The sequence below is a fragment of the Streptomyces sp. CB00316 genome, assembly GCF_001905595.1.
Classification (GTDB): Bacteria; Actinomycetota; Actinomycetes; order Streptomycetales; family Streptomycetaceae; genus Streptomyces.
Genome location: NZ_LIXI01000007.1, coordinates 164,443 through 188,753 on the forward strand (window position 1 = coordinate 164,443; position 24,311 = coordinate 188,753).

Below are 24,311 nucleotides of genomic sequence, written 5' to 3' on the forward strand. Positions count from 1 at the left end.
CAAGGGATTTACCGTACGTGCGAGTCGTCGGGGGCCGCCGTCACCGTGTCGCCGGTCAGCAGGGCTTCGAGGGCGGCGACCGGGTCCGGGTCGGGGGTGGCGCGGGGCCACCAGTCGTCGGCGCCGGGGTCGGACTCGTAGCCGTACCAGCGGGCGTCGTGGCCGAAGCGGAGCTGGAGCGTGCCGACCGGGTGGGTCAGGTGGTTGCGCCAGGGCGTGAAGCGCGGGAACTCGGCGGCGGCCAGCAGGGGCCTGGCCCGGTCGAAGGGGCCGGCCGGGGGGTCCCAGGGCGTCTCCAGGACCGTGAGGCCCTCGGCTCCGCCCTGCCGCCAGGCGGCCACCGCGCGGGCCAGGTCGGTGGTGTTGCGGCCGGTGGCGTGGGCGAGCTCCCGGTAGAGCGCGCGGGTGGTGGCGGTGAGGCCTGCGGTGGGGCGTGAGGCGGCGATCCGGACGGCGTCCTGCCAGGGCGTGAGCCCGGCGAGCGGATCGTGGCCCGTCGTCAGGAGGGCGTGGGCGCGGGCGGCGGCGTCGGTGGCGAGGTGGTCCAGGCCCAGCGGGTCGCGCGCGCCCGGCAGGTCCGGGTAGGACGGCGGCTGGCCCGGATACGGCGGTACGGGCAGGGGTGCCGGGAGCGGCGGCAGGTAGCGGTCCGTGAGCGCTTCCGCCGCCGGGACCGACGGTACGGCGGGGGCGGCGGGGCGCTCGCGGGCGGTGTGTTCGGCGTTGCGGCGGCCCAGCTCGTCCAGCAGGTCGCGCTCGCCCCGGCCCCGCATCAGCAGCAGGACGAACGGGTCGCTGTCCAGCAGCCGCGCGGTCTGGTAGCAGAGGGCGGCGACATGCTTGCACGGCCGGCCGTGGTCGGGGCACGTACAGCTCGGGTCCAGGTCGTTGCCGCCGGGCAGCAGCCGGATGTCGGCCTCCCGCGCGGTGTCGGCCAGGGAGTGCGGCATCTCCTTCGCCAGCAGCGCGGAGAGGTGGCCGGGGTGGGCGGCGACCGCGTCGAGCAGGGTGTCCCAGCCGGTGTCGGTGAAGGTGCGCAGGCGCAGTTCGGCGCGGTAGGGGCGGGCGCGGCTGCCGTGGACATAGGCGACGACGCGGCCGGGGGTGACGGTGATCGCGGCGACCTTGCCCTCGTCCGCGTACGCCCGGCCGCGGGCGAGCCGGGCCTCGTCCATCGACAGGGACTCCAGCGCGGCCACCCAGGCGCGGCCCCACCAGCTGTCCGCGAAGGGCTCGCCCTCCTGCGAGGTGCGGGCGGGCACCGCCTCGAAGGTGCGCCGCAGGTCGTCGGGGCCGGGGCGGGCGCGGGGGGCCGAACGCGGGGTCATGCGGGCCTCCGCAGCGAGACGAGGTCGGCGAGGTCCCGGTCGCTCAGCTCGGTGAGGGCGGTCTCACCGGTGCCGAGGACCGCGTCGGCGAGGGCGCGCTTGGACTCCAGCAGCTCGCCGATCCGGTCCTCCACCGTGCCCTCGGCGATGAGCCGGTGGACCTGCACGGGCTGGGTCTGCCCGATGCGGTACGCCCGGTCGGTGGCCTGTTCCTCCACGGCCGGGTTCCACCAGCGGTCGTAGTGGATGACATGGGCGGCGCGGGTGAGGTTCAGCCCGGTCCCGGCCGCCTTGAGGGAGAGCAGGAAGACGGGGACCTCGGCGGACTGGAAGCGGTCCACCATCCGCTCCCGCTCGGGCACCGGCGTACCGCCGTGCAGGAGCTGCGAGGGGATCGCGCGGGAGGCGAGGTGGGCGGAGAGGAGCTTGGCCATGGTCACGTACTGGGTGAAGATCAGGACGGAGCTGTCCTCGGAGAGGATCGTGTCGAGGAGCTCGTCCAGCAGGGCGAGCTTGCCGGACCGGCCGGTGAGCCGGGTGGGCTCCTCCTTCAGATACTGCGCCGGGTGGTTGCAGATCTGCTTGAGCGAGGCCAGCAGCTTCATGACGAGACCGCGGCGAGCGATGCCCTCGGCCGCCTCGATCCGCGTCATCGTCTCGCGCACCGCCGCCTCGTACAGCGTGGCCTGCTCCCGGGTGAGGGAGACGGGGTGGTCGGTCTCCGTCTTGGGCGGCAGCTCGGGGGCGATGCCGGGGTCGGACTTCTTGCGGCGGAGGAGGAAGGGGCGGACCAACCGGGAGAGCCGCTCCACGGCCTCCTCGTTGCCCAGGCCGGCGGCCGTACCGGTGTTCTCCACGATCCGGGCGTGCCGGGCCCGGAACGCCTTGAGCGTGCCGAGGAGTCCGGGGGTCGTCCAGTCGAGCAGGGCCCAGAGCTCGGAGAGGTTGTTCTCCACGGGGGTGCCGGTGAGGGCGACCCTGGCCGGAGCGGGGATGGTGCGCAAGGCCTTGGCGGTGGAGGAGTGGGGGTTCTTGACGTGCTGGGCCTCGTCGGCGACGACCAGGCCCCAGGTGTGCGCGGCGAGTTGGGGCGCACTGGAGCGCATGGTGCCGTACGTGGTGAGGACGAAGCCGCCGTCCTGCTCTCCCAGGGTCCGGTCGGTGCCGTGGAAGCGGCGGACCGGGACGCCTGGGGCGAAGCGACTGATCTCCCGGTGCCAGTTGCCGAGGAGGGAGGCGGGGCAGATCACCAGGGTGGGGGCTTTCCGCGCGCGGTGCAGGTGGAGGGCGATGAGGGTGATCGTCTTGCCTAGACCCATGTCGTCCGCGAGACAGCCGCCGAGCCCGAGCGAGGTCATCCGGTCCAGCCAGGCCAGGCCGCGCAGCTGGTAGTCGCGCAGGGTCGCGTCGAGACCGGGCGGCGGTGCGATCGTCGCGTCGTCGGCGAGGATGCGCGTACGGAGCGCGGCGAGGGCTCCGACCGGGACGGCCTCGACCTGCTCCCCGTCCACCTCGGCGCTCCCGGTGAGGGCGACGGCCAGCGCGTCCACCGGGTCCAGCAGCCCCAGCTCCCGCTTGCGCGCCTTCCGTACGAGGGCGGGGTCGACGACCACCCACTGGTCGCGCAGCCGCACCACCGGGCGGTGGGCCTCCGCGAGGATGTCCATCTCGGCCTCGGTCAGCCGCTCGTCGCCCAGCGACACCTGCCAGTTGAAGGCGAAGAGCTGCTCGGCGTCGAAGAACGAGGTGCCGTCGGTGGCCGATCCGGGCGCGGGCCGCACGACGGCGGCCGCGGTGAGCGAACGGGCCAGCTCGCGCGGCCAGTGCACAGGGACCCCGGCGGCTGCCAGCCGGGCTCCCGCGTCGCTCAGCAGCTCGTAGAGCTCGTCCTCGGTGATCGCCAGCACATCGGGGACGGGCCGGCCCAGCAGCCGCTCCAGCGGGGCCCAGACCCGGGCGGCCCGGCGCAGCGCCAGCACCGCGTCGACCCGGGCGCGCGGCCCGAACGGCTCGCCCGTCGGCCCGTTCCACAGGGCGGCGGCGTCGACCACGTACGTCGGGTCGGCGAGGCTGTGCACCTGCACGACGGCCGCGGCGGCGTGGCGGGCCGCCGGGTCGTCCGGGTGCGCCGGGGCGCCCGCATCGCCGTCCTCTCCGGAGGCCGTGACGGCACAGGTGTCGGCGGTGTCGAACAGCTCGTAGGCGGAGAGGTCGAGCCGGAGCGAGACCCGCACCCCCGCGTCCAGTCCGGAGGCCACCTCGACGGCCCAGGCTGCGGCGTGCGGCAGGTGCTGGGGCTCCCGGGCGGCGAAGGGCGCGCCCATCGCGTAAGCGGCGGCGGGGGTGCGCGGGAGCGTGTCGGCGACCGAGTCCAGGAAGGACCCGATCAGCGCCTCCGGGTCTGGGAGCCGGGGCGGATCCGGCTCCGGGAGCGGCACCGCGTACCCCTCGAACGGCATCGCCGCGGCGATGGCCCGCAGGTGTGCGATGTCCTCGGCGTCCCGCGGGCCCGCCCGCCAGGCGTCGTGGCCGCCCGCCGTGAGACCGGGCAGCAGCCTGCCGCGCGCGACCAGGTGGAGGGCGTGGAGCGCGGCCGCGCCCCAGCAGCGGGTGGCGGGGTGGGCGGACGCCTGGTGCCGGGCGCGGACGAGGACGGGGAGCGCGTCGGCCACGGAGAGCAGTGCGGCGGGCACCTCGGCGCTCCGGACAACAGGGTCTCCCCGGCCCGGGGCGCCGTCCCGCCGGACCACGGTGAGCTCGGCCGGGCTGTACGGCACGGCGTCAGCCGGGACCCGGTCGTCGGCGTAGGCACCGTCCGCGTGGGCACTGTCCGCGTAGGCGAAGGAGGACCCGTCCCGCGCGGGCGCTCCGGACACCGCGAAGGGGTCCCAGAAGGCGATCCGTCCGTCTCGCGGGACCGGGCCCGGCAGGAAGACCGCCGCACAGCGCAGCAGGCGGCCGACGTCCGCTGTGCGCAGCTCGTCGGTGCGCGGTTCCCGTGCGCCCTGTGCCGCTGACTCTGCCATTCCGGCCACCCCCTCCCCACCTGGTCCGCTGATCCGGCCAGCACGGTCCATGCTGACTCCGCGAGTCTAGGCGGGGGGTCTGACAACCCTTCCCTCGGCCGCGTCACCGCAGTTCGGAGCGGTATGCGGGGCGCTCGGGACCGGTCCGTCACCAATCACGCCCCGTGACGGGCGATACGGCCCGCCGCATGGCCCGCTGCTCGCCCGGTCGGCCGCGCACGAAGTGCCGGGGCGGTGGGAAGCGGGCAGGGTGGCCAGCGCCAGCACGTCTCCCCGGCGTACCGATGAGGGTCGGAGGCGTACCGATGAGAACCGGACGAGAACCGGTGAGAGCCGGACGAGCACCGGAAGAGCAGACGAGGACCCGCCCATGTCCGTGACCGCGCCCGATCTTCGCCGCCGACGCCGTCTCGGCGCCGTCGCCGCCGCCTCGCTGTTCGCCCTCACCGTCTCGGGCTGCTCGGGCCTCGGCCGCACCGCCGTCGGCCCGGTGACCTACCACACCGACCGTGAGGCGGTGGTACAGGTGAACAACCCCTCGGTACGCGGCTGCCACCGGATGGCCCCCGCCGGGGCCCGGGAGATCGAGAACGGCACGCTGGTCGACATCGTCCTTTACCCCACCCGCGACTGCACCGGCCGCGGGACGGCCTACGTGGCCACCCGGTTCAGCGATGTGGCGGCCGAGAGCGGCCCGCCGTGGCGCAGCTACACCTTCGTGCACTGAGCGAGCCGGAGACTGCGACGGCCCGAACGCGAGGCAGGCTGCCTGTCAGCGCGCGGGGCGGGCCAGCAGCCGGGTTCCGTCGTCGGTGAGGGTGCGTCGACCCGCTCCCACGGCAGCCTGGAGCGGTGCTCGACGCCCTCGCGCTGGGTACCAGTGATTCACCCATGAAGGACCAACGGTCCGCCCCGCGGACCCGGTTCCCGCCGAGGGCCTCGCGGGTCCATGCTGGAGGGTGAGGTGATCGCCATGCGTACCGGCAGTGAGCCCGCGACCGCCCGCAGTCCGCTGCGGATGCGGCTCTGGCTGAGTCTCTGGGGGACGTTCTGGGCGCTCTTCGGCCTGGTGGCGTTCTCGCTGGTCGGGCGGCCAGGGTGGGCGGTGGCCTGCGCGGTGCTCCTGGCCCTCACGTTGCTGGACCTCTGCGTGGTCACCTACCGCATCCGCCAGGGGGCGCACTTCCAGCCGGGCCGGGACGTGCCGCCCTACGAGCCCGACCGGGGCGGGCGGCCCCGGTGGCGCAGGCCGGACCCGGGGGACGGTACGAAACCGCCGTGACGGCCCTGAGGCCTCCGGCGCCCGGTGCCGGACCGCTCAGTCCCCCGCGTCGAACCTGGCGGCCTTGAGGTACTCCGGCTTGGGATCCAGCGCCGCCGCGAGCCGGAAGTGGCGCATCGCCGCTTCCGGGCGGCCTGCCCGCTCGAAGGTTCGGGCCAACGCGTAGTGGGCGAACGCGTTGTCCGGTTCGCGCTCCAGCACCAGCTCGAACTCCAGCTCAGCCGGGCGCAGTTGGGCCGAGGCGAAGAAAGCGCGGGCTCGCAGCAGCCGGGCGGCGGTGTTCTCCGGGTGGGCGGCGATCACCGAGTCGAGCAGCTTGACCGCGCCCCGGGGGTCCCGGGCGTCGAGCAGTTGCTCGGCCGCGCGGAAGTCGATGACATGGGTTTCCGGGTTGCTCTCGGGCACGGTCGCATCCTTCCCTTCGCTCCCGGGTTTCCAACATCCACCCCGGAGCCGGTATTCCCGGCGCGGGGGTCAGCCGGTGGCGGCGGCCCTGCGGAGGAGTTCCTCCCAGACCCCGCGGACCTGCGGCTCCAGCGCCTCCAGCGGCCCGTCGTTGTCGACGGTGAGATCGGCGACGGCGAGGCGTTCCTCGCGGGTCGCCTGGGCGGCCATCCTGGCGCGGGCGTCGGACTCGGTCATTCCGCGCCGGTTCACCAGCCGGTCGAGCCGGGTCTCGGGGGACGCGTCCACGACGACGACCAGGTCGTAGAAGGGGGCGAGGCCGTTCTCGGCCAGCAGCGGTACGTCGTGGATGACGACGGCGTCCGTACCAGCCTCCCGTTCCAGCTCGGCGGCGCGGGCGCCGACCAGCGGGTGGACGATCGCGTTCAGCGCGGCGCGGCGGTCCGGGTCGGCGAAGACGATTCGACCGAGCGCCGGGCGGTCCAGGGTGCCGTCAGCGGCCAGGATGTCCGGCCCGAACTCCTCGACCACGGCCGCCAGCCCGGGGGTTCCGGGCTCCACGACCTCGCGCGAGATCCGGTCGGAGTCGATCAGCACGGCACCGTACTCGACGAGTCGCCGCGACACTTCGCTCTTGCCGGCGCCGATCCCGCCGGTCAGGCCCACTTTCAGCATGGGCCGCAGCCTACGGGGCGGGGAGAGGCTCGCGGCGGCCGGCCTCCCGCTGGGCTCGGCGGCGGCTCAGCCGTCGCCCTCCCGCTCGGCGAGGAAGCGCTCGAACTCGCGGCCGATCTCGTCGGCGGAGGGCAGGTCGACCGGTTCGGCGACGAGATTGCCGCGGGTCTCGGAGCCGGCGACGGCGTCGTACTGGTGCTCAAGGCCCTCGACGAGGGAGACGAGCTCCTCGTCGCCCTGGCCGATCTGCCGGTCGATCTCGGTCTGGGTGCGGTGCGCCTCGGTGCGCAGGGAGTGCGCGAGCGCGGGCAGGACCAGGCCGGTCGCGGCGGTGATCGCCTCCAGCGCGGTCAGCGCCGCGTCCGGGTAGGCGGACCGGGCGACGTAGTGCGGGACGTGGGTGGCGACCCCGAGGACGTCATGGCCCGACTCCATCAGCCGGTACTCGACGAGGGACTCCGCCGAACCGGGGACCTGGGCCTCGTCGAAGGGGCTGCGGTGACCGGGCATCAGGTCGGTGCGGTTGCCGTGCGGGGTGATACCGACGGGGCGGGTGTGCGGGACGCCCATCGGGATGCCGTGGAAGTTGACCGTGAGGCGCACGCCGAGGCGCTCGACGATCTGCTCCACGGCGGCGGCGAACCGCTCCCACTCCACGTCCGGCTCCGGGCCCGACAGGAGGAGGAAGGGCGCTCCGGTGGCGTCCTGGACGACCCGGACCTCCAGGGTCGGGGCCTCGAAGGACGTCCAGCGGTCGCGTCGGAAGGTCAGCAGCGGGCGGCGCGCGCGGTAGTCGACGAGCCGGTCGTGGTCGAAGCGGGCCACGACCTGGTGGGGCAGCGTTTCGAGCAGGCCGTCGACGATCTGCTCGCCGGTCTCGCCCGCGTCGATGTATCCGTCGAAGTGGTAGAGCATGACCAGGCCGGCCGACTCCTGGGCCAGCGCCATGTCGACGACGGCCAGCCCCTTCGGCTCCCATTCGTACAAACTCTGCGGATCAGGCACGGTTAACGCTCCTCCTCGTGTTCCTTGGGAAGAACGCGGCCGGCTCCATGAGCATTCCCGGCGACCGCACTTTCCGGCGACGGGGCTTCACGGCGCGTCAGCTATTGGTCCAGACCTTGACGCGCCCTCCGGCCGTCCCTACCGTCACCGGGCAACGCGTTCAGAGATGCATCCTACATTCATGTACAGGAATGTACGGGAATCTACTGGACCCCTCCGACGGGAAGGCTCCCCCCATGCGTCCCCGCACTCCCCTCACCGCCCTGCTGGCCGTCGCCCTCGCCACCGGCGGCCTCGCCCTGACCGCGGCCCCCGCCGACGCGGCGGCCGTGATCGACGTGTCCACCGCGGCCCAGCTGAAGTCGGCGCTCACCACCGTCTCCCCCGGCGACACGATCCGGCTCGCCGACGGCACGTACACCGGGAACTTCAAGGCCACCAGGCCCGGCACCTCCGGCGCCCGGATCATCCTCACCGGCTCCAGCAGAGCCGTACTCACGGCGGGCGGCGGCTACGGGCTGCACCTGGACGGCGCCTCGTACTGGACGGTCCACGGGGTGACGATCAAGGGCGGCCAGAAGGGCATCATGGCCGACGCGGCGAACAGGGTCGTCATCGACTCCGTGACCGTCCACGACCTCGACATGGAGGGCGTCCACTTCCGCAGGTCCTCGCGCGACGGTGTACTGAAGAACTCCCGCATCTACGACACCGGGCAGAACGGGCGCGGCATGGGCGAGGGCGTGTACGTCGGCACGGCGAACGACCTCTCCGACCGGAGCGACAACGCGCAGATCCTGAACAACACGATCGGGCCGGACGTCCGCGGCGAGAACGTCGACATCAAGGAAGGCACCACCGGCGCCCGGATCATCGGCAACACCTTCGACGGCAACGGGCTCACCGGGGCCAACTACGACGACTCCTGGGTAGACGTGAAGGGCAACGACGTCCTGGTGGAGGGCAACAGGGGCTCCCGTACCACCAACAACGGCTACGAGACACACACCCAGCGAAGCGGCTGGGGCTGCGGCACCGTCTTCCGCGGCAACACCTCGAACCTGTCCGGCGCCACGGGTGACCGGCAGCTCGCCATCAACGTCACCAACAACAGCGCCGGCTGCCGCACCACGGTGTACGCGAGCAACACCGTCACCGGCGGCAGCGGGCTGACCAACGTCACCGTGACGCCCTGATCAGCACCTCTATAAGCGGATCAGCGCCTTTGTACGCGAGTGAGGCCCGCCCCCCGAAGGGAACGGGCCTCACTGAGTGCTCTACAGCTCTACCGCAGCCGATGAGCCGTCGGGGTCCGGAGCGTCAGCTCTGGCCGCCCGCCAGCTTCTCGCGCAGGGCGGCGAGGGCCTCGTCCGACGCCAGGGCGCCGGAGTTGTCCGCCGACTCCGAGGAGTAGGAACCGCCACCGGAGCCACCCGAGGCGGCCGGAGCGGCGCCGGCCGGGGCGGCAGCACCCTCGGCAGCGGCGGCCTCGTCGGCCTCGCGGGACTTGATGACCTGGGCCTGGTGCTGCTCGAAGCGCTGCTGCGCCTCGGCGTACTGGGTCTCCCAGACCTCGCGCTGCGCCTCGAAGCCCTCGAGCCAGTCGTTGGTCTCGGGGTCGAAGCCCTCGGGGTAGATGTAGTTGCCCTGGTCGTCGTACGACGCGGCCATGCCGTACAGCGTCGGGTCGAACTCGACCGAGGCCGGGTCGCCACCGAAGGACTCGTTGGCCTGCTTCAGCGAGAGGCTGATGCGGCGGCGCTCGAGGTCGATGTCGATGACCTTGACGAAGATCTCGTCGTTGACCTGGACGACCTGCTCCGGGATCTCCACGTGGCGCTCGGCCAGCTCGGAGATGTGGACCAGACCCTCGATGCCCTCGTCGACGCGGACGAACGCACCGAACGGAACGAGCTTCGTGACCTTACCCGGGACGACCTGACCGATCTGGTGCGTCCGGGCGAACTGCTGCCACGGGTCTTCCTGCGTCGCCTTGAGCGACAGGGAGACGCGCTCGCGGTCCATGTCGACGTCGAGAACCTCGACGGTGACTTCCTGGCCGACCTCGACAACCTCGGACGGGTGGTCGATGTGCTTCCAGGACAGCTCGGAGACGTGCACGAGACCGTCGACGCCACCCAGGTCCACGAAGGCACCGAAGTTGACGATCGAGGAGACGACGCCGGAGCGGACCTGACCCTTCTGCAGGGTGGTGAGGAACGTCTGGCGAACCTCGGACTGGGTCTGCTCGAGCCAGGCGCGGCGGGACAGGACCACGTTGTTGCGGTTCTTGTCCAGCTCGATGATCTTCGCCTCGAGCTCCTTGCCCACGTAGGGCTGGAGGTCGCGGACACGACGCATCTCGACGAGCGACGCCGGGAGGAAGCCACGGAGGCCGATGTCGAGGATGAGACCACCCTTGACGACCTCGATGACGGTACCGGTGACGATGCCGTCTTCTTCCTTGATCTTCTCGATGGTGCCCCAGGCACGCTCGTACTGAGCGCGCTTCTTCGAGAGGATCAGGCGGCCTTCCTTGTCCTCCTTCTGGAGAACCAGGGCCTCGATCTCGTCGCCGACCTTGACGACCTCGTTCGGGTCGACGTCGTGCTTGATCGAGAGCTCGCGGCTCGGGATGACGCCTTCGGTCTTGTAACCGATGTCGAGGAGAACCTCGTCCCGGTCAACCTTGACGATGACACCGTCAACGATGTCGCCGTCGTTGAAGTACTTGATCGTCTCGTCGATCGCCGCGAGGAACGCGTCCGCGTCGCCGATGTCGTTGACCGCAACCTGCGGAGTGGTGGCGGTGGTCTCGGTGCTGCTCGTCATGTGGGAAAGGGCTCCGGTACGGACAGAGAGTCGTAGGTACTGCTACGCCGAAAGCCCGTATCGCCTCTGCAGAAGCCGGACAGCCTGGAAAGCGCGCAATCCGTTTCCGGAGAGACGCCTCGACAACCGAGGGGACATGCAACAGACGCGAGCGCGGCCTGCTAGGTCTGAGGCGCGCAGGCTCGCAGCGCAACTTGTAGCATACGGGGGCAGCCGGACAGGGTCAATGCGCGCAGGCGCGGACCTGGGGCGCGACGGCCCCTCAACGGCCCTGTACCGGAGCAACTCCTGTTCTCCGAGGCGTGTTCGGGCCGATTCGACCCGAACACAATACGGCAGTGCGGCAAGGCGTCGCGCACACGCGTCCTATCCCGGTACCCATCCCTGGTACGTACCGCGAGCGGCGAGTGAAGGCAAACTACAACGGCGGGCACGATGAGCCAAGAGATCCACGGAACCCACTCCGACGAACCCGCGGGACCCGCGGAACCCGAAGCCACCCGCCGCGCGGCGGACGAGGCCGAGAGCAGCCGGGCCAGCCGCGGCTGGTGGGACCGGAACGCCGACGAGTACCAGAGCGATCACGGCGGCTTCCTGGGGGACGACCGCTTCGTCTGGGGCCCGGAAGGGCTCGACGAGGCGGAGGTCGGCCTCCTGGGGCCCGCCGCGTCCCTCAAGGGCCTGGACGTCCTGGAGATCGGCGCCGGGGCCGCCCAGTGCTCGCGCTGGCTGACCGGACAGGGGGCCCGTCCGGTGGCCCTCGACCTCTCCCACCGCCAGCTCCAGCACGCCCTGCGCATCGGCGAGGGCCTCCCCCTCGTCGAGGCGGACGCGGGCCGGCTCCCCTTCCGGGACGCCTCCTTCGACCTGGCGTGCTCCGCTTACGGGGCGGTGCCCTTCGTCGCCGACCCCGTGCAGGTCTTCCGCGAGGTCCACCGGGTGCTGCGGCCCGGCGGCCGCTGGGTCTTCTCCGTGACGCACCCGATCCGCTGGGCCTTCCCCGACGAGCCGGGGCCCGAAGGCCTCTCCGTAGCCGCCTCCTACTTCGACCGCGTCCCCTATGTGGAACAGGACGAGCAGGGCAACGCCGTCTATGTGGAACACCACCGCACGCTCGGTGACCGGGTGAGGGACGTGGTGGCGGGCGGGTTCCGGCTGGTCGACCTCGTCGAACCGGAATGGCCCGCCTGGAACGACCAGGAGTGGGGCGGCTGGTCCCCGCTGCGCGGCAACCTGATCCCCGGGACGGCGATCTTCGTGTGTGAGCGGGACTGATCCCCGGCTGACCGGCCAGGGCTGCCGGTCCCTCGCCGGAAGCGCCCGTACGACACTGGGGGCGTGATCCGCACCGAAGCCCTGGACCGTCTCCCCGTCCGCACCGCCGTCCCCGCCCTGGAGCGCGCGCTCGACGAGCGGGGCGTCGCCGTCCTGTGCGCCCCGCCCGGCACCGGCAAGACGACGCTCGTCCCGCTAGTCCTGGCCGGGCTGACCGGCGAAGGGCCGGTGCGCCGTGTCGTGGTCGCCGAGCCGCGCCGGATCGCCGCGCGGGCGGCGGCGCGGCGGATGGCCTGGCTGCTGGGCGAGCAGCCGGGCGGGCGGATCGGCTTCACCGTGCGCGGGGAGCGTGTGGTGGGGCGGGACACCGTGGTGGAGGTCGTGACCACCGGGGTGCTGCTCCAGCGGCTCCAGCGGGACCAGGAGCTGGCCGGTGTCGACGTGGTGATCATCGACGAGTGCCACGAGCGCCATCTGGACGCCGACACGGTGGCCGCCTTCCTCCTGGACGTACGGGAGACGATCCGGCCCGATCTGCGGCTGGTGGCCGCCTCCGCGACGACGGACGCGCAGGGGTGGGCGCGGCTGCTGGGCGACGCACCGGTGATCGAGGCGCAGGGCGTGTCCCATCCGGTGGAGGTGGTCTGGGCGCCGCCCGCCCGGCCGGTGAAGCCGCCGCACGGCATGCGCGTCGATCCGGCGCTGCTCACGCATGTGGCGGCGACCGTGCGGCGGGCGCTGGCGGAGCGGAAGGGGGACGTGCTCTGCTTCCTGCCCGGCGTCGGGGAGATCTCACGGGTGGCCGGTCAGCTCGCCGGGGTGGACGCGGAGGTCCTCCAGGTGCACGGGCGCGCCCCGGCCGCCGTGCAGGACGCGGTGCTCGGCGGGTCGCTGGAGGGGCGGCGGGTGGTCCTGGCGACCTCGGTGGCGGAGTCGTCGCTGACGGTGCCCGGCGTGCGGGTCGTCGTCGACTCGGGTCTCGCCCGGGAACCCCGTACCGACCACGCCCGGGGCCTCAGCGCCCTGACCACCGTACGGGCCTCCCAGGCGGCCGGACGGCAGCGCGCGGGCCGGGCCGGGCGCGAGGCACCCGGGGCCGTGTACCGGTGCTGGGAGCAGGCCGAGGACGGGCGGCTCGCACGCTTCCCCTCCCCCGAGATCAAGGTCGCCGACCTCGCCGCGTTCGCGCTCCAGGCGGCGTGCTGGGGCGATCCGGACGCCTCCTCGCTCGCCCTGCTGGACCCGCCGCCCGCCGGGGCCATGGGCGCCGCCCGCCAGGTGCTGGAGGCGATCGGTGCCGTGGACGCGACCGGCCGGGTCACCGACCGGGGCGTACGGATGTCCCGGCTCGGACTGCACCCCCGGCTGGCCCGCGCCCTGCTGGACGGTGCCCGGGAGGCCGGGGCGCGGCGGGCCGCGGAGGTGGTGGCGCTGCTCAGCGAGGAGCCGCCGAGGGAGTACGGGGACGATCTGGCGGCGGCGCTGCGGACCGCGCGCCGGGGGCAGGACGGGTACGCGGAGCGCTGGAAGCAGGAGGTGCGGCGGCTGTCGGCGTCCCTGGGCTCCGGTTCCGGCAGCACGAAGGGCGCTGGTTCCGACGACGCCGTCGTCGGGCTCGTCGCCGCCCTGGCGTTTCCGGAGCGGGTGGCGCGGGCCCGGGGCGACGGGGCCTTCCTCATGGTGTCGGGCACGGGTGCGGAGCTGCGGGACGGTTCGCGGCTGCGCAGCGCGCCCTGGCTGGCCGTCGCCGTCGCGGACCGCCCCTCCCACGCGGCCTCGGCCCGGGTGCGGCTGGCCGCGGTGGTCGACGAGGCCACGGCACTCCTGGCCGCCGGGCATCTGCGGGTGCGGGGCGAGGAGGTCCGCTGGGTGGACGGCGAGGTGGTGGCCCGGTCGGTGGACCGGGTGGGGGCGGTGGAACTGTCGGTGCGACCGCTGAAGCAGCCGGATCCGGAGCTGGTGCGCGGGGCCCTGGTGGAAGGGCTGGGGCGGGAAGGTCTCGGGCTGCTGCGGTGGACCCGGGACAGTGAGCAGTTCCGGCTGCGCCTGGCGTTCCTGCACCGGGTGATGGGCGCGCCGTGGCCCGACGTGTCGGACGAGGCGCTGCTGGCGGAGACCGGGGCGTGGCTGGAGCCGGAGCTCTCGCGGGCCCGGCGCCGCTCCGACCTGGGCCGGATCGACGCGGGGCAGGCGCTGCGCCGGCTGCTGCCGTGGGCGACGGGTGAGGCGGTGCGGCTGGACGAGCTGGCGCCGGAGCGGATCGAGGTGCCGAGCGGCTCCCGTATCCGGGTCGAGTACGGCGGCGAGCAGCCCGTACTGGCGGTGAAGCTCCAGGAGTTGTTCGGGCTGAGCGAGACGCCCCGGGTGGCCGGGGTGCCGGTCCTGGTCCACCTGCTCTCCCCCGCAGGGCGGCCCGCCGCTGTCACGGCGGACCTGGCGTCGTTCTGGCAGGACGGCTACAAGGCCGTACGGGCGGAGCTGCGCGGCCGCTACCCGAAGCATCCGTGGCCGGAGGACCCCGCGACCGTAGAGGCGACGCGGTACACCTCGGCCCGGCTCAACCGTTCGTAGTATCCGCCGACCGCCGCGACCGCGCCTCCAGCCACAGCGCCGATGCGAGCAGGCCGATGCCCAGGCCCAGGAAGCCCCAGGGCAGGTGCGAGGTGAGGAGGAGGACCAGGACGCGCTGGGACTTCACCAGCTCGACGGTGTCCACGATGTAGTCCTCGCGCATCTTCACATGGCCGGAGAACGCCGTGACGGTGTCCTCGGACATGCCCATCTTCTTGGCGTCACGCAGCTCCTCCTCGTGGATCTCCTCGCCGTTGACCGGGGCCCCGGTGACGGGCTCGACCCAGAACATGCGCTTGGTGGTGTACCAGCGGGTCATGCCGGTCTGCGCGATCTGCTCGGCGGTGACGCCCTCGATGGGCATCTTCTTCGGCATCGGGACCTTGGTCCACGGGATGGTCTGCTCGAAGTAGTAGACCTCCAGGCCGCGGAAGGTGCGGGTGCCCTGGTAGTGGATGGGGGCGGTGGTGCGGCTCTGGGCGTCGAAGTACTCGTAGTCCCGCTTCTCCGTGAGGAAGGGCCATTTGAACTCGATGCCGGTGCGGCGGACCGGGTCGCCGTCGACCATCTCGCCGGTGGCGTTGACGGGGGCCTGGGTGTGGGCGTCGAAGATGTAGCGCTCGGGGATCTCGGAGACCATCTTGCCGTCGGGGCCCTCGATGTAGGAGAGCGCGTCCCAGACGACGACGTCCCGCCCGGCGCTGCGTTCGATCTTCTCGGACTCCTCCACGTTGCCCTTGAGCGTCTGGACGATGGTGACCTTCTCGACCTCCTTCGCCTTGAGGGTCGTGTAGTCGAGGAGGGTGGCGGGCTTCGCCTCCAGGACGACCTCCTGGTACTGGTTCGGCGGGACCTTGGCCAGGCGCGGGAAGGCGTACCAGCGGAGCAGCGGCGACAGGGCGGCGAAGAAGACGGCGAAGGCCAGGAGGACGAGACCGGCTCGGCGGCGCATGGTGGTGGACCTCTCCCTTGCCGGGCTACTGCTTGGGGCCCGGGACGGTGGTGAGCAGGGGTTCCGGCGAGGTCTCGCCCGGCGGGGAGCCGACGGCGGAGATCGTGAACACGAGGGCGAGGGCCGCGGCCAGACCGATGGCGGCGGCGACGAGGGCACGCATGCTCGACCTCCCGGGACGGTGAACTGACGGCGCGTCAGAGGTCAGGCACCGTAGCAACCGGGGCGCGAGATGAGAACACGCAGGACAGCCCCCGCGCCGGGCGGGCGCGGGGGCTGTCGGGAGAGCGGGCGGTCAGGCTTCGGGGGTTTCCGTCTCCTCGGGGGCCGTCTCCTCGGGGACCGTCTCCTCCGGGGCCTGGACGGTGAGCTCGATGACGACCGAGCCGCCGCCCTCGGTGGTGAGCCGCAGCTTGTACGTGCCCGGGTTCTCGTCGGCGAAGATCTCCGGGAGCTGGAGCAGGCCGTCGGCGTCCGTGGTGAGGTCCAGAGTCCGCAGCGGCTTGCCGTCCGCGTCCTTGAAGTACGGGCCCTTGTCGTTGCCGATGAGCCCCGGGCCGTCCTTGACCATGGTGGCGGTGACGGCCACTCCGGCGGCGGCAGCGCCCTTGTGCGTGGCCTTGGCGGTGACGGCGTCGGCGAACTTCTCGCCGGGCGCGGCGACGAGCGCCTTGTCGTCGGTCCGTACGATCTTGTCGGCCTGGCGGGCGGTGACGCTCGCCGCGTAGGTCAGGGTGCGCGGCCGGGTGGTGCCCGCGGTGGCGGTCACGGTGAACTCGCCGGTCTTCTCGCCCGCCTTGAGCGCGGGTGCGGTGGCGGTGCCGTCGGCATTGCTGACGACCGTGACCGTCTTCTTGCCGCCCTCGAAGAGCGTGCCGGTGGTACCGGTGACCGTGAAGGTGACGGGCACCTTGGCCATCGGTGCGCCGAGGGCGTTGCGGGCGCGTACGGAGACCCGCTGGTCGAACGTCCCGCCGGCGGTGGCGGTGAGGGGCCCGGTGCCCGCGTTCTCCAGGGAGCCGAAGGTCTCGGCCGGGGGCGGTGACGGCTTCGGGGGCGGCGTCGGCCTGGGAGGCGGCGTCGGGGTCGGACCGGTCGTGCCGTCGCCGGGCTTCGACGGGCCGGGGCCCGGCTTCGTAGCGCCGGGCTTGGAGGGGGACGGGGACGGCTGCGGGCTCGTCGTCCCGCCGGGGGTGGGGCTCGTCGTCCCGCCGGGGCGCGGGCCGGGGCTCGGCGACGGGGTGCTCGGCGCGGTGGGGAGGACTCCGCTGCCGTCGGGCACCTCGTGCGTGCCGCGCTGGTAGTACGCGAACCAGGAGCGGACCGTACGCAGGTACTCCGTCGACTGGTTGTAGCTCAGCACCGCCCGGTCGAGATCGGCGGCGACGGCGAGGTTCCGGCCGCCCGCGCAGAGGTAGCGGCCGGCGGCGAGCGCCGCGTCGTAGATGTTGTTGGGGTCCTTGCGGCCGTCACCGTTCGCGTCCTGGCCCCAGGTGGCCCAGGTGGACGGGATGAACTGCATCGGGCCGACCGCGCGGTCGTGGACGGCGTCGCCGTCGTACGCCCCGCCGTCGGTGTCCTTGATCAGCGCGAAGCCCTGGCCGTTGAGGGCCGGGCCGAGGATCGGGGTGGGGGTGGTGCCGTTCGCGTCGACCTGGCCGCCGCGGGCCTGGCCGGACTCGACCTTGCCGATCGCCGCGAGGAGTTGCCAGGGCAGCCGGCAGGCCGGGTCGGTGGTCGCGACGGTCCGCTCGGCCTGTTTGTACGCGGCCAGGACGGAGGCCGGTATGCCCGCTTCCGCGCTGCCGGTGGCGGCCGGGAGGTTGCTGGACGAACCGGGCCGATTGGGCGTGACGAGGGGCGGAAGGTCGGTGTAGTAGGGCGAGTTGCCCGTGGCGGCGCCGTCCTCCGGGCCACCCGACTCACCGCCGGCGGTCTGCTGGTCGCCGCCCGTGGACCCTTCGGCCAGCGGGGCCGCGGGTGCCTGGGACGCCGCGAGCGCCGCCACGGCGGCCGCCGCCACCGCGGTGGTCGTGGCCCCCTTGCGCAGCCGTCGGCGAATGTGCGCTGCCATACGTTCCGGTCCCTCCCCCTCGAAGGCTGCTCGCGCTCCCCAGCGCAGGACTCAAGCGACCCTACGGCACCTCATGGCGCCCAGGCACCGCACCCTGACCGCTTCTTACTGTTCTTTCACGTTCCCGCACACACGTTGTCCGGGAGGGCAACGGAGGGTGCCCTGACGTGCGGTGCCGGACGTTCCCGCATACTTGCCGCCATGCCGTTCACCCTCAGTCATGCCGCCGCCGTGCTCCCGGCAATCCGCCGGAACGGGACCGCCCGCTGGGGGCTGTTCCCCTCGGCCCTCGTCGCCGGTTCGTTCGCGCCCGACGTCACCTACTTCGCGGACACGGTGATCCCCGGGGCCATGAGGTTCGGCGACTTCACGCACACCTTCCTCGGTGTGGTCACCGTGAACGTGCTGATCGCCGCCGTGCTGGTGGCGGTGTGGGCGGCGCTGCGCGAACCGCTGGTGGCGCTGCTTCCGGTACGCGTACGGAGCCGCGTCCACACCTTCGTACGGGGGCAGCGGTGGAACCGGGAGTCGTTCGGGCCGTCCGCCTGGCTGTGCTTCGCGCGGTCCGCCGCACTCGGCGCGGCCACGCATGTGGTGTGGGACGCGTTCACCCATCACAGCAGGTGGGGGACGGAGTTGCTGCCGTTCCTGAACCGGAGCGTCGGGGGCTTCCCGCTCTACCAGTTCGCGCAGTACGGCAGCTCGGCGGTGGCCCTGGCGGTGCTGGTCCGGTTCGTCGCCACCGGGCTGCGGCGGACCGCCGAGGCCCCGGTGCCGGAGGCGCTCCGGGCGCTCGGCCGGGGCGAACGGTGGGGCGCGCTCGGGCTGCTGGCCGGCTGTGTGGTGCTGGGCATCGTCCACCGGTGCGTGCGCTTCCTCACCCATTTCGGGCGCATCGAGAACCCGCTCGACATCATCCCGACCGCCTGCTTCGGCGCGGGCGCCGGGCTGGGGGCGGGGCTGCTGCTGTACGGGGTGTGGATGCGGCTGCTGCGCAGGCGGCGGCCGGCTGAGGACTGCCCGGGGCAGGTGCCTGTGGCGGACGAAGCCCGTACGGAAGCGTCCACCGGCCGGAAGTAGAGAACGGAAGAAGCAGGCGAACGGACAGGGCCCGGGACCGCGGTGCGGTTCCGGGCCCTTCGGCTTCCCGTGACTCAGTGGGCCGCCGACTCCCAGTCCTTGCCGACGCCGACCGAGACGTCCAGCGGGGCGCGCAGCTGGACAGCGCCCGCCATCTCGTGGCGCAGGATCTGCTCCACCTGCTGCCGCTCGCCCTTCGCGATCTCCAGCACGATCTCGTCGTGGACCTGGAGCAGCATCCGCGAGTTCAGCTCCGCCTCCCGCAGCGCCCGGTCCACGCGCAGCATCGCCACCTTCACGATGTCCGCGGCGGTGCCCTGGATCGGGGCGTTGAGCGCCATCCGCTCGGCGGCCTCGCGGCGCTGGCGGTTGTCGCTGTTCAGGTCGGGGAGATAGCGGCGGCGGCCGAGGATCGTCTCCGTGTAACCGGTGGCCCGCGCTTCTTCGACGACCCGGTGGAGGTAGTCCCGTACCCCGCCGAACCGCTCGAAGTAGGTGTCCATCAGCACCCGCGCCTCGGCCGGGTCGATGTTCAGCTGCTGGGAGAGGCCGAACGCGGAGAGACCGTAGGCCAGGCCGTACGACATGGCCTTGATCTTGCGGCGCATCTCCGGGTCGACGGCGTCCTTCTCGACGCCGAAGACCTGGGAGGCGACCGTGGTGTGCAGGTCCTCGCCGGAGGTGAACGCCTCGATGAGCCCGGCGTCCTCGGAGAGGTGGGCCATGACCCGCAGCTCGATCTGGCTGTAGTCCGCCGTCATCAGCGTCTCGAAGCCCTCGCCGACGACGAAGCCCCGGCGGATCGCTCGGCCCTCGTCGGTGCGGACGGGGATGTTCTGCAGGTTGGGGTCGGTGGAGGAGAGCCGGCCGGTCGCCGCCACCGTCTGGTTGAACGTGGTGTGGATGCGGCCGTCGGCGGCGATCGTCTTGATCAGGCCCTCGACCGTGACGCGGAGCTTGGCCTGCTCGCGGTGGCGCAGCATCAGGACCGGCAGTTCGTGCTCGGTCTGCGCGGCCAGCCAGGCCAGCGCGTCCGCGTCCGTGGTGTATCCGGTCTTCGTCTTCTTCGTCTTCGGAAGGCCCAGCTCCCCGAAGAGGATCTCCTGGAGCTGCTTGGGCGAACCGAGGTTGAACTCCCGGCCCACCGCCGCGTGCGCCTCCTTCACCGCCTGCTGCACGGTCCCCGCGAACTGCTGCTCCATGCCCTCCAGATGGGCCCGGTCCGCGGCGATCCCGTGCCGCTCCAGACGGGCCAGGAGGATGGAGGTCGGCAGCTCCATGTCGTGGAGCAGCTCGGTGGCGTTGACCTCCTTCAGACGGGTCGTGAACGCGTCACCCAGGTCCAGCACGGCGCGGGCCTGCGCCATCAGGGCGTCCGCCTCGGCCCGGTCGTCCGCGCCGAAGGCCAGCTGCCCGTCGGAGGCGGCGGCCGGGGCCAGCTCACGGCCCAGATACTCCACGGCCAGCGCGTCCAGGGCGAAGGAGCGGCGGCCCGGCTTCACCAGATAGGCGGCGAGCGCGGTGTCCATCGCGACGCCTTCGAGCTGCCAGCCGTGCTCCGGGAAGACCCGCATCACGTTCTTCGCGTTGTGCAGCACCTTCGGCCGCGCCGGGTCCGCCACCCACGCGGCGAACGCCCGCTCGTCGGCCTCCTCCAGCTGCGTCGGGTCCAGCCAGGCGGCGGCCCCGTCGGCGGCGGCGAGCGCGACCTCGGTGACCGTGCCGGCGCCCAGCGACCAGGTGTCCACCGTCATCACGCCGAGCGGCTGCGCACCGTGCGCCTCCAGCCACGGGGTGACCTCACCCGAGCCGAGGACCGTGCCGTCCAGCTCGATACCGGCCGCCGGTGCGGGCGGCTCGGCCTCCGCGGCGCCCGGGTCGACGGCGAGAAGGCGCTCGCGCAGGCTCGGGTTGCGGATCTCCAGTATGTCCAGGACACCGGTGACCGCCGTGCGGTCGTACGGGGCGCGCTCCAGCTCGGCCGGGGTCTTGGGGAGCTCCACGTCCCGGACCATCTCGGTCAGCACCCGGTTCATCTTCACCGCGTCCAGGTGGTCGCGGAAATTCTGCCCGGCCTTGCCCTTGACCTCGTCGGCCCGCTCGACCAGATCGGCGAACGACCCGAACTGGTTGATCCACTTCGCGGCCGTCTTCTCACCGACACCCGGAATGCCGGGGAGGTTGTCCGACGGATCGCCGCGCAGGGCGGCGAAGTCCGGATACTGCTGCGGGGTGAGCCCGTACTTCTCGAAGACCTTCTCCGGGGTGAACCGGGTCAGCTCGGAGACCCCCTTCGTGGGGTACAGCACGGTCACGTTCTCCGTGATCAGCTGGAAGGAGTCCCGGTCGCCGGTGACGATCAGGACCTCGAACCCGGCCGCCTCGGCCTGGGTCGCCAGCGTCGCGATGACGTCGTCCGCCTCGAAACCGTCCACCGCGAACCGGTCCGCGTGCATCGCGTCCAGCAGCTCGCCGATCAGCTCGACCTGCCCCTTGAACTCGTCGGGGGTCTTGGAGCGGTTCGCCTTGTACTCCGGGAACTCCTGCGCCCGCCAGGTCTTGCGGGACACGTCGAACGCCACCGCGAAGTGCGTGGGCGCCTCGTCACGCAGGGTGTTCGCCAGCATCGACATGAAGCCGTACACGGCATTCGTCGGCTGCCCCACCGCCGTCGTGAAATTCTCCGCGGGCAGGGCGAAGAACGCCCGGTACGCCAGGGAGTGCCCGTCCATGAGGAGCAGGCGCGGTCGGTTGTCTGCCGTCTTCTTCGATGCCGTCTCAGCCACGCCCCCGATCCTGCCACGGCCCACTGACAATCCGGACCGGGCACGGCCTTGCGCAGCCGTGACAGGATCGATGGTGAGGACACAGAGCACGTGGACACAGCGCTCGAAGGGGAGCAGCATCATGGCCAGCAAGCCGCCGACCGGTGACCCGGTCCAGGACGCCCCGCAGGTCGAAGCGGCCCCGCACGCCGCCGCCGGGCTGCCCGCCGTCGCCCACTCCCTGCGCATCGCGAGGCAGCAGATGGGCGTGCGCCGCACCGCGCAGACCCTCCTCAAGGTCAACCAGAAGAACGGCTTCGACTGCCCCGGCTGCGCCTGGCCCGAGGGCGAGAAGCGGCACACCGCGGAGTTCTGCGAGAACGGGGCGAAGGCCGTCGCCGAGGAGGCGACGCTGCGCCGCGTCACCCCCGACTTCTTCGCCGCCCACCCCGTCGCCGACCTCGCCGGGCGCAGCGGCTACTGGCTGGGCCAGCAGGGCCGTATCACCCAGCCGGTGTACCTCCCCGAAGGCGCAGACCGGTACGAGGCGACCACCTGGGAGCGCGCCTTCGCGATCATCGCCGAGGAGCTGACCGCGCTCGACTCCCCCGACGAGGCCCTCTTCTACACCTCCGGGCGCACCAGCAACGAGGCCGCGTTCCTCCTCCAGCTCTTCGCCCGCGAGTTCGGCACCAACAACCTCCCCGACTGCTCCAACATGTGCCACGAGTCGTCCGGTTCGGCGCTCAACGAGACCATCGGCATCGGCAAGGGCAGCGTCTCCCTGGAGGACATCCACCAGGCCGACCTGATCATCGTCGCCGGACAGAACCCCGGAACCAACCACCCCCGGATGCTCTCCGCCCTGGAGAAGGCGAAGAACTCGGGAGCGAAGATCATCTCGGTGAACCCGCTCCCCGAAGCCGGCATGGAGCGGTTCAAGAACCCGCAGACACCGCACGGCATGCTCAAGGGCACAGCGCTCAACGACCTCTTCCTCCAGATCCGCATCGGCGGCGACCAGGCACTCTTCCGCCTCCTCAACAAGCTGATCCTGGCCACCGAAGGCGCCGTCGACACCGCGTTCGTCACCGAACACACCCACGGCTACGAAGAGTTCGCCAAGGCCGCCGAAGCCGCCGACTGGGACGAGACCCTCACCGCCACCGGCCTCACCCGCGCCGAGATCGAGCAGGCCCTCGCCCTCGTCCTCGCCTCGGAGCGCACCATCGTCTGCTGGGCCATGGGCCTCACCCAGCACAAGCACTCCGTTGCCACCATCCGGGAAGTCGTCAACTTCCTTCTCCTGCGCGGGAACATCGGCCGCCCCGGCGCCGGTGTCTGCCCCGTGCGCGGCCACTCCAACGTCCAGGGCGACCGCACCATGGGCATCTTCGAACGGCCCGCACCGGCCTTCCTCGACGCCCTCGACAAGGAGTTCGGCATCACCTCGCCCCGCCACCACGGCTACGACGTGGTGCGCTCCATCCAGGCCCTGCGCGACGGCGAGGCCAAGGTCTTCTTCGCCATGGGCGGCAACTTCGTCGCCGCAACCCCCGACACCGCCGTCACCGAGGCCGCCATGCGCCGCGCCCGCCTCACCGTCCACGTGTCGACCAAGCTCAACCGCTCCCACGCCGTCACCGGCACCCGCGCGCTGATCCTCCCCACGCTCGGCCGCACCGACAAGGACGTCCAGGCGAGCGGCAAGCAGTTCGTGACCGTCGAGGACTCCATGGGCATGGTCCACGCCTCCCGCGGCAACCTCACCCCCGCCGGCCCTCACCTGCTCTCCGAGCCGGCCATCGTCGCCCGCCTCGCACGGGCGGTGCTCGGCGCCAAGTCCCTTACGAACTGGGAGGAGTTCGAGCAGGACTACGCCACCATCCGCGACCGCATCTCCCGCGTCGTCGCCGGCTTCGAGGACTTCAACACCCGCATCGCCCGCCCAGGCGGCTTCACCCTCCCCCACGCCCCCCGCGACGAGCGCCGCTTCCCCACCGCCACCGGCCGCGCCAACTTCACCGCCGCCCCCGTCGAGTTCCCCGAACTCCCCGAAGGCAGGCTCCTGTTGCAGACCCTGCGCTCCCACGACCAGTACAACACCACCGTCTACGGCCTGAACGACCGCTACCGCGGCATCAAGGGCGGCCGCCGCATCGTCATGGTCAACCCCGACGACGCGGCCGCCCTCGGCCTCACCGACGGCTCCTACACCGAGCTCGTCAGCGAGTGGAAGGACGGCGTGGAGCGCCGGGCGGAGGGCTTCCGCGTCGTCCACTACCCCACCGCCCGCGGCTGCGCCGCCGCCTACTACCCCGAGACCAACGTCCTGGTCCCGCTGGACTCCACCGCGGACACCAGCAACACCCCGGCCAGCAAGTCGGTCGTCATCCGCTTCGAGAGCCCTCGAAGCGACTCCGAGAACCTGCGGGACGACTCCGAGAACCCCCGGGGCGACTGAAAACCGCCACCCCCTAAGCGCCCGCTCAGCCGTCTGGTAAGAACAGTGGACACAACGATGAACCAGCGCAGACGATCGGAGCCGGACCCATGGGCGAGCACACCGCACCCCTCTTCCCGCAGGAAGTCATCGACGAGTACGCGGCACTCGGCGTCGACCTGCCCGCCCTCTTCTCCGCCGGCCACCTCGGCGAACGCATGGGCGTGACCATCGTCGAGGCGGCCGCCGACCGCGTCGTCGGCACCATGCCCGTGGAAGGCAACACCCAGCCCTACGGCCTCCTGCACGGCGGCGCCTCCGCCGTCCTCGCCGAGACCCTCGGCTCCATCGGCTCCATGCTCCACGGCGGCGCGACCAAGATCGCCGTCGGCGTCGACCTGAACTGCACCCACCACCGAGGCGCCCGCAGCGGCCTCGTCACCGGTGTCGCCACTCCCGTACACCGCGGCCGCTCGACCGCCACGTACGAGATCGTCATCACCGACGAACAGGACAAGCGGGTCTGCACCGCCCGCCTCACCTGCCTCCTCCGCGACGCCCCCCACCCCGACGCCGACTGACCCCCGCACCCCCGACA

Annotated in this window: 18 protein-coding genes; 8 read left to right on the plus strand and 10 right to left on the minus strand. The window is 72.3% G+C overall.

Translation table 11 applies throughout. From position 1 onward, the window contains the following. Positions 1 to 8: 8 nt before the first annotated feature. Positions 9 to 1,328 carry an SWIM zinc finger family protein gene (locus AMK21_RS21145; protein WP_073880217.1) on the minus strand — a complete coding sequence of 440 codons (1,320 nt, stop codon included), beginning with the start codon at positions 1,326 to 1,328 and terminating at the stop codon, positions 9 to 11. Further along, positions 1,325 to 4,354, minus strand: a complete 3,030-nt coding sequence (locus AMK21_RS21150) for a DEAD/DEAH box helicase (RefSeq protein WP_073880219.1) — start codon at positions 4,352 to 4,354, stop codon at positions 1,325 to 1,327. The genes AMK21_RS21145 and AMK21_RS21150 overlap by 4 nt, the downstream gene beginning before the upstream one ends. 370 nt (positions 4,355 to 4,724) lie before the next feature. Between AMK21_RS21150 and AMK21_RS21155 the strand changes: the two genes are divergently transcribed. Beyond that, entirely contained in the window at positions 4,725 to 5,081 is a 357-nt protein-coding gene (locus tag AMK21_RS21155) for a hypothetical protein (RefSeq protein ID WP_073880221.1), read from the plus strand. Between the two features lie 222 nt (positions 5,082 to 5,303). Beyond that, on the plus strand, positions 5,304 to 5,636 hold the full coding sequence (locus AMK21_RS21160; protein WP_073880223.1) for a DUF6343 family protein: 333 nt from the start codon (positions 5,304 to 5,306) through the stop codon (positions 5,634 to 5,636). A gap of 36 nt (positions 5,637 to 5,672) precedes the next feature. Here the strand turns inward: AMK21_RS21160 and AMK21_RS21165 are convergent, their stop codons facing one another. From AMK21_RS21165 to AMK21_RS21175, 3 genes are all read right to left on the minus strand, one after another. Next, entirely contained in the window at positions 5,673 to 6,041 is a 369-nt protein-coding gene (locus AMK21_RS21165; RefSeq protein ID WP_073880225.1) for a tetratricopeptide repeat protein, read from the minus strand. 69 nt (positions 6,042 to 6,110) lie between these two features. Then, positions 6,111 to 6,716, minus strand: coding sequence for a dephospho-CoA kinase (coaE, locus tag AMK21_RS21170; protein ID WP_073880227.1), 606 nt, complete (start codon positions 6,714 to 6,716; stop codon positions 6,111 to 6,113). A 66-nt stretch (positions 6,717 to 6,782) separates the two neighbouring features. Continuing rightward, on the minus strand, positions 6,783 to 7,721 hold the full coding sequence (locus AMK21_RS21175; RefSeq protein WP_015607883.1) for a PAC2 family protein: 939 nt from the start codon (positions 7,719 to 7,721) through the stop codon (positions 6,783 to 6,785). 236 nt (positions 7,722 to 7,957) lie between these two features. On the opposite strand from AMK21_RS21175, the gene AMK21_RS21180 reads away from it, so the two are divergent. Next, positions 7,958 to 8,917, plus strand: a complete 960-nt coding sequence (locus AMK21_RS21180; RefSeq protein ID WP_073880229.1) for a right-handed parallel beta-helix repeat-containing protein — start codon at positions 7,958 to 7,960, stop codon at positions 8,915 to 8,917. Between the two features lie 124 nt (positions 8,918 to 9,041). Here AMK21_RS21180 and rpsA read toward each other — a convergent pair whose 3' ends face one another. Further along, positions 9,042 to 10,553: a 30S ribosomal protein S1 gene (rpsA, locus tag AMK21_RS21185; protein ID WP_018512105.1), complete on the minus strand. Its 1,512-nt coding sequence runs from the start codon at positions 10,551 to 10,553 to the stop codon at positions 9,042 to 9,044. A 435-nt stretch (positions 10,554 to 10,988) separates the two neighbouring features. On the opposite strand from rpsA, the gene AMK21_RS21190 reads away from it, so the two are divergent. Together AMK21_RS21190 and hrpB are read left to right on the plus strand one after the other, a co-directional pair. After that, the gene (locus tag AMK21_RS21190) at positions 10,989 to 11,828 is read left to right on the plus strand and encodes a class I SAM-dependent methyltransferase (RefSeq protein WP_073880231.1); all 840 of its coding nucleotides are present in this window, start codon (positions 10,989 to 10,991) and stop codon (positions 11,826 to 11,828) included. 63 nt (positions 11,829 to 11,891) lie between these two features. Further along, positions 11,892 to 14,399 carry an ATP-dependent helicase HrpB gene (gene hrpB / locus AMK21_RS21195; protein ID WP_073880233.1) on the plus strand — a complete coding sequence of 836 codons (2,508 nt, stop codon included), beginning with the start codon at positions 11,892 to 11,894 and terminating at the stop codon, positions 14,397 to 14,399. Here hrpB and AMK21_RS21200 read toward each other — a convergent pair. From AMK21_RS21200 to AMK21_RS21205, 3 genes are all read right to left on the minus strand, one after another. Next, a complete protein-coding gene (locus AMK21_RS21200; protein ID WP_073880235.1) occupies positions 14,386 to 15,351 on the minus strand; it encodes a DUF3068 domain-containing protein in 966 nt (321 codons plus the stop codon). The two genes, hrpB and AMK21_RS21200, sit on opposite strands and share 14 nt — an antisense overlap. Before the next feature lie 25 nt (positions 15,352 to 15,376). Continuing rightward, complete coding sequence (locus AMK21_RS34415; protein WP_107429956.1) at positions 15,377 to 15,514, minus strand: SPW_0924 family protein; 138 nt, start codon at positions 15,512 to 15,514, stop codon at positions 15,377 to 15,379. Positions 15,515 to 15,646: 132 nt separating this feature from the next. Further along, positions 15,647 to 17,425 (minus strand): lytic transglycosylase domain-containing protein, encoded by a 1,779-nt coding sequence (locus tag AMK21_RS21205; RefSeq protein WP_073880237.1) that lies wholly within the window; start codon positions 17,423 to 17,425, stop codon positions 15,647 to 15,649. A gap of 201 nt (positions 17,426 to 17,626) precedes the next feature. On the opposite strand from AMK21_RS21205, the gene AMK21_RS21210 reads away from it, so the two are divergent. Continuing rightward, entirely contained in the window at positions 17,627 to 18,505 is an 879-nt protein-coding gene (locus AMK21_RS21210; RefSeq protein WP_073880239.1) for a DUF4184 family protein, read from the plus strand. Positions 18,506 to 18,579: 74 nt separating this feature from the next. Here the strand turns inward: AMK21_RS21210 and polA are convergent, their stop codons facing one another. Then, the gene (gene polA, locus AMK21_RS21215) at positions 18,580 to 21,291 is read right to left on the minus strand and encodes a DNA polymerase I (RefSeq protein WP_073880241.1); all 2,712 of its coding nucleotides are present in this window, start codon (positions 21,289 to 21,291) and stop codon (positions 18,580 to 18,582) included. A gap of 121 nt (positions 21,292 to 21,412) precedes the next feature. Between polA and AMK21_RS21220 the strand changes: the two genes are divergently transcribed. Beyond that, positions 21,413 to 23,734, plus strand: coding sequence for an FdhF/YdeP family oxidoreductase (locus AMK21_RS21220; RefSeq protein WP_073880243.1), 2,322 nt, complete (start codon positions 21,413 to 21,415; stop codon positions 23,732 to 23,734). Positions 23,735 to 23,823: 89 nt separating this feature from the next. Beyond that, on the plus strand, positions 23,824 to 24,294 hold the full coding sequence (locus AMK21_RS21225; protein ID WP_073880245.1) for a PaaI family thioesterase: 471 nt from the start codon (positions 23,824 to 23,826) through the stop codon (positions 24,292 to 24,294). Positions 24,295 to 24,311 lie beyond the last annotated feature (17 nt).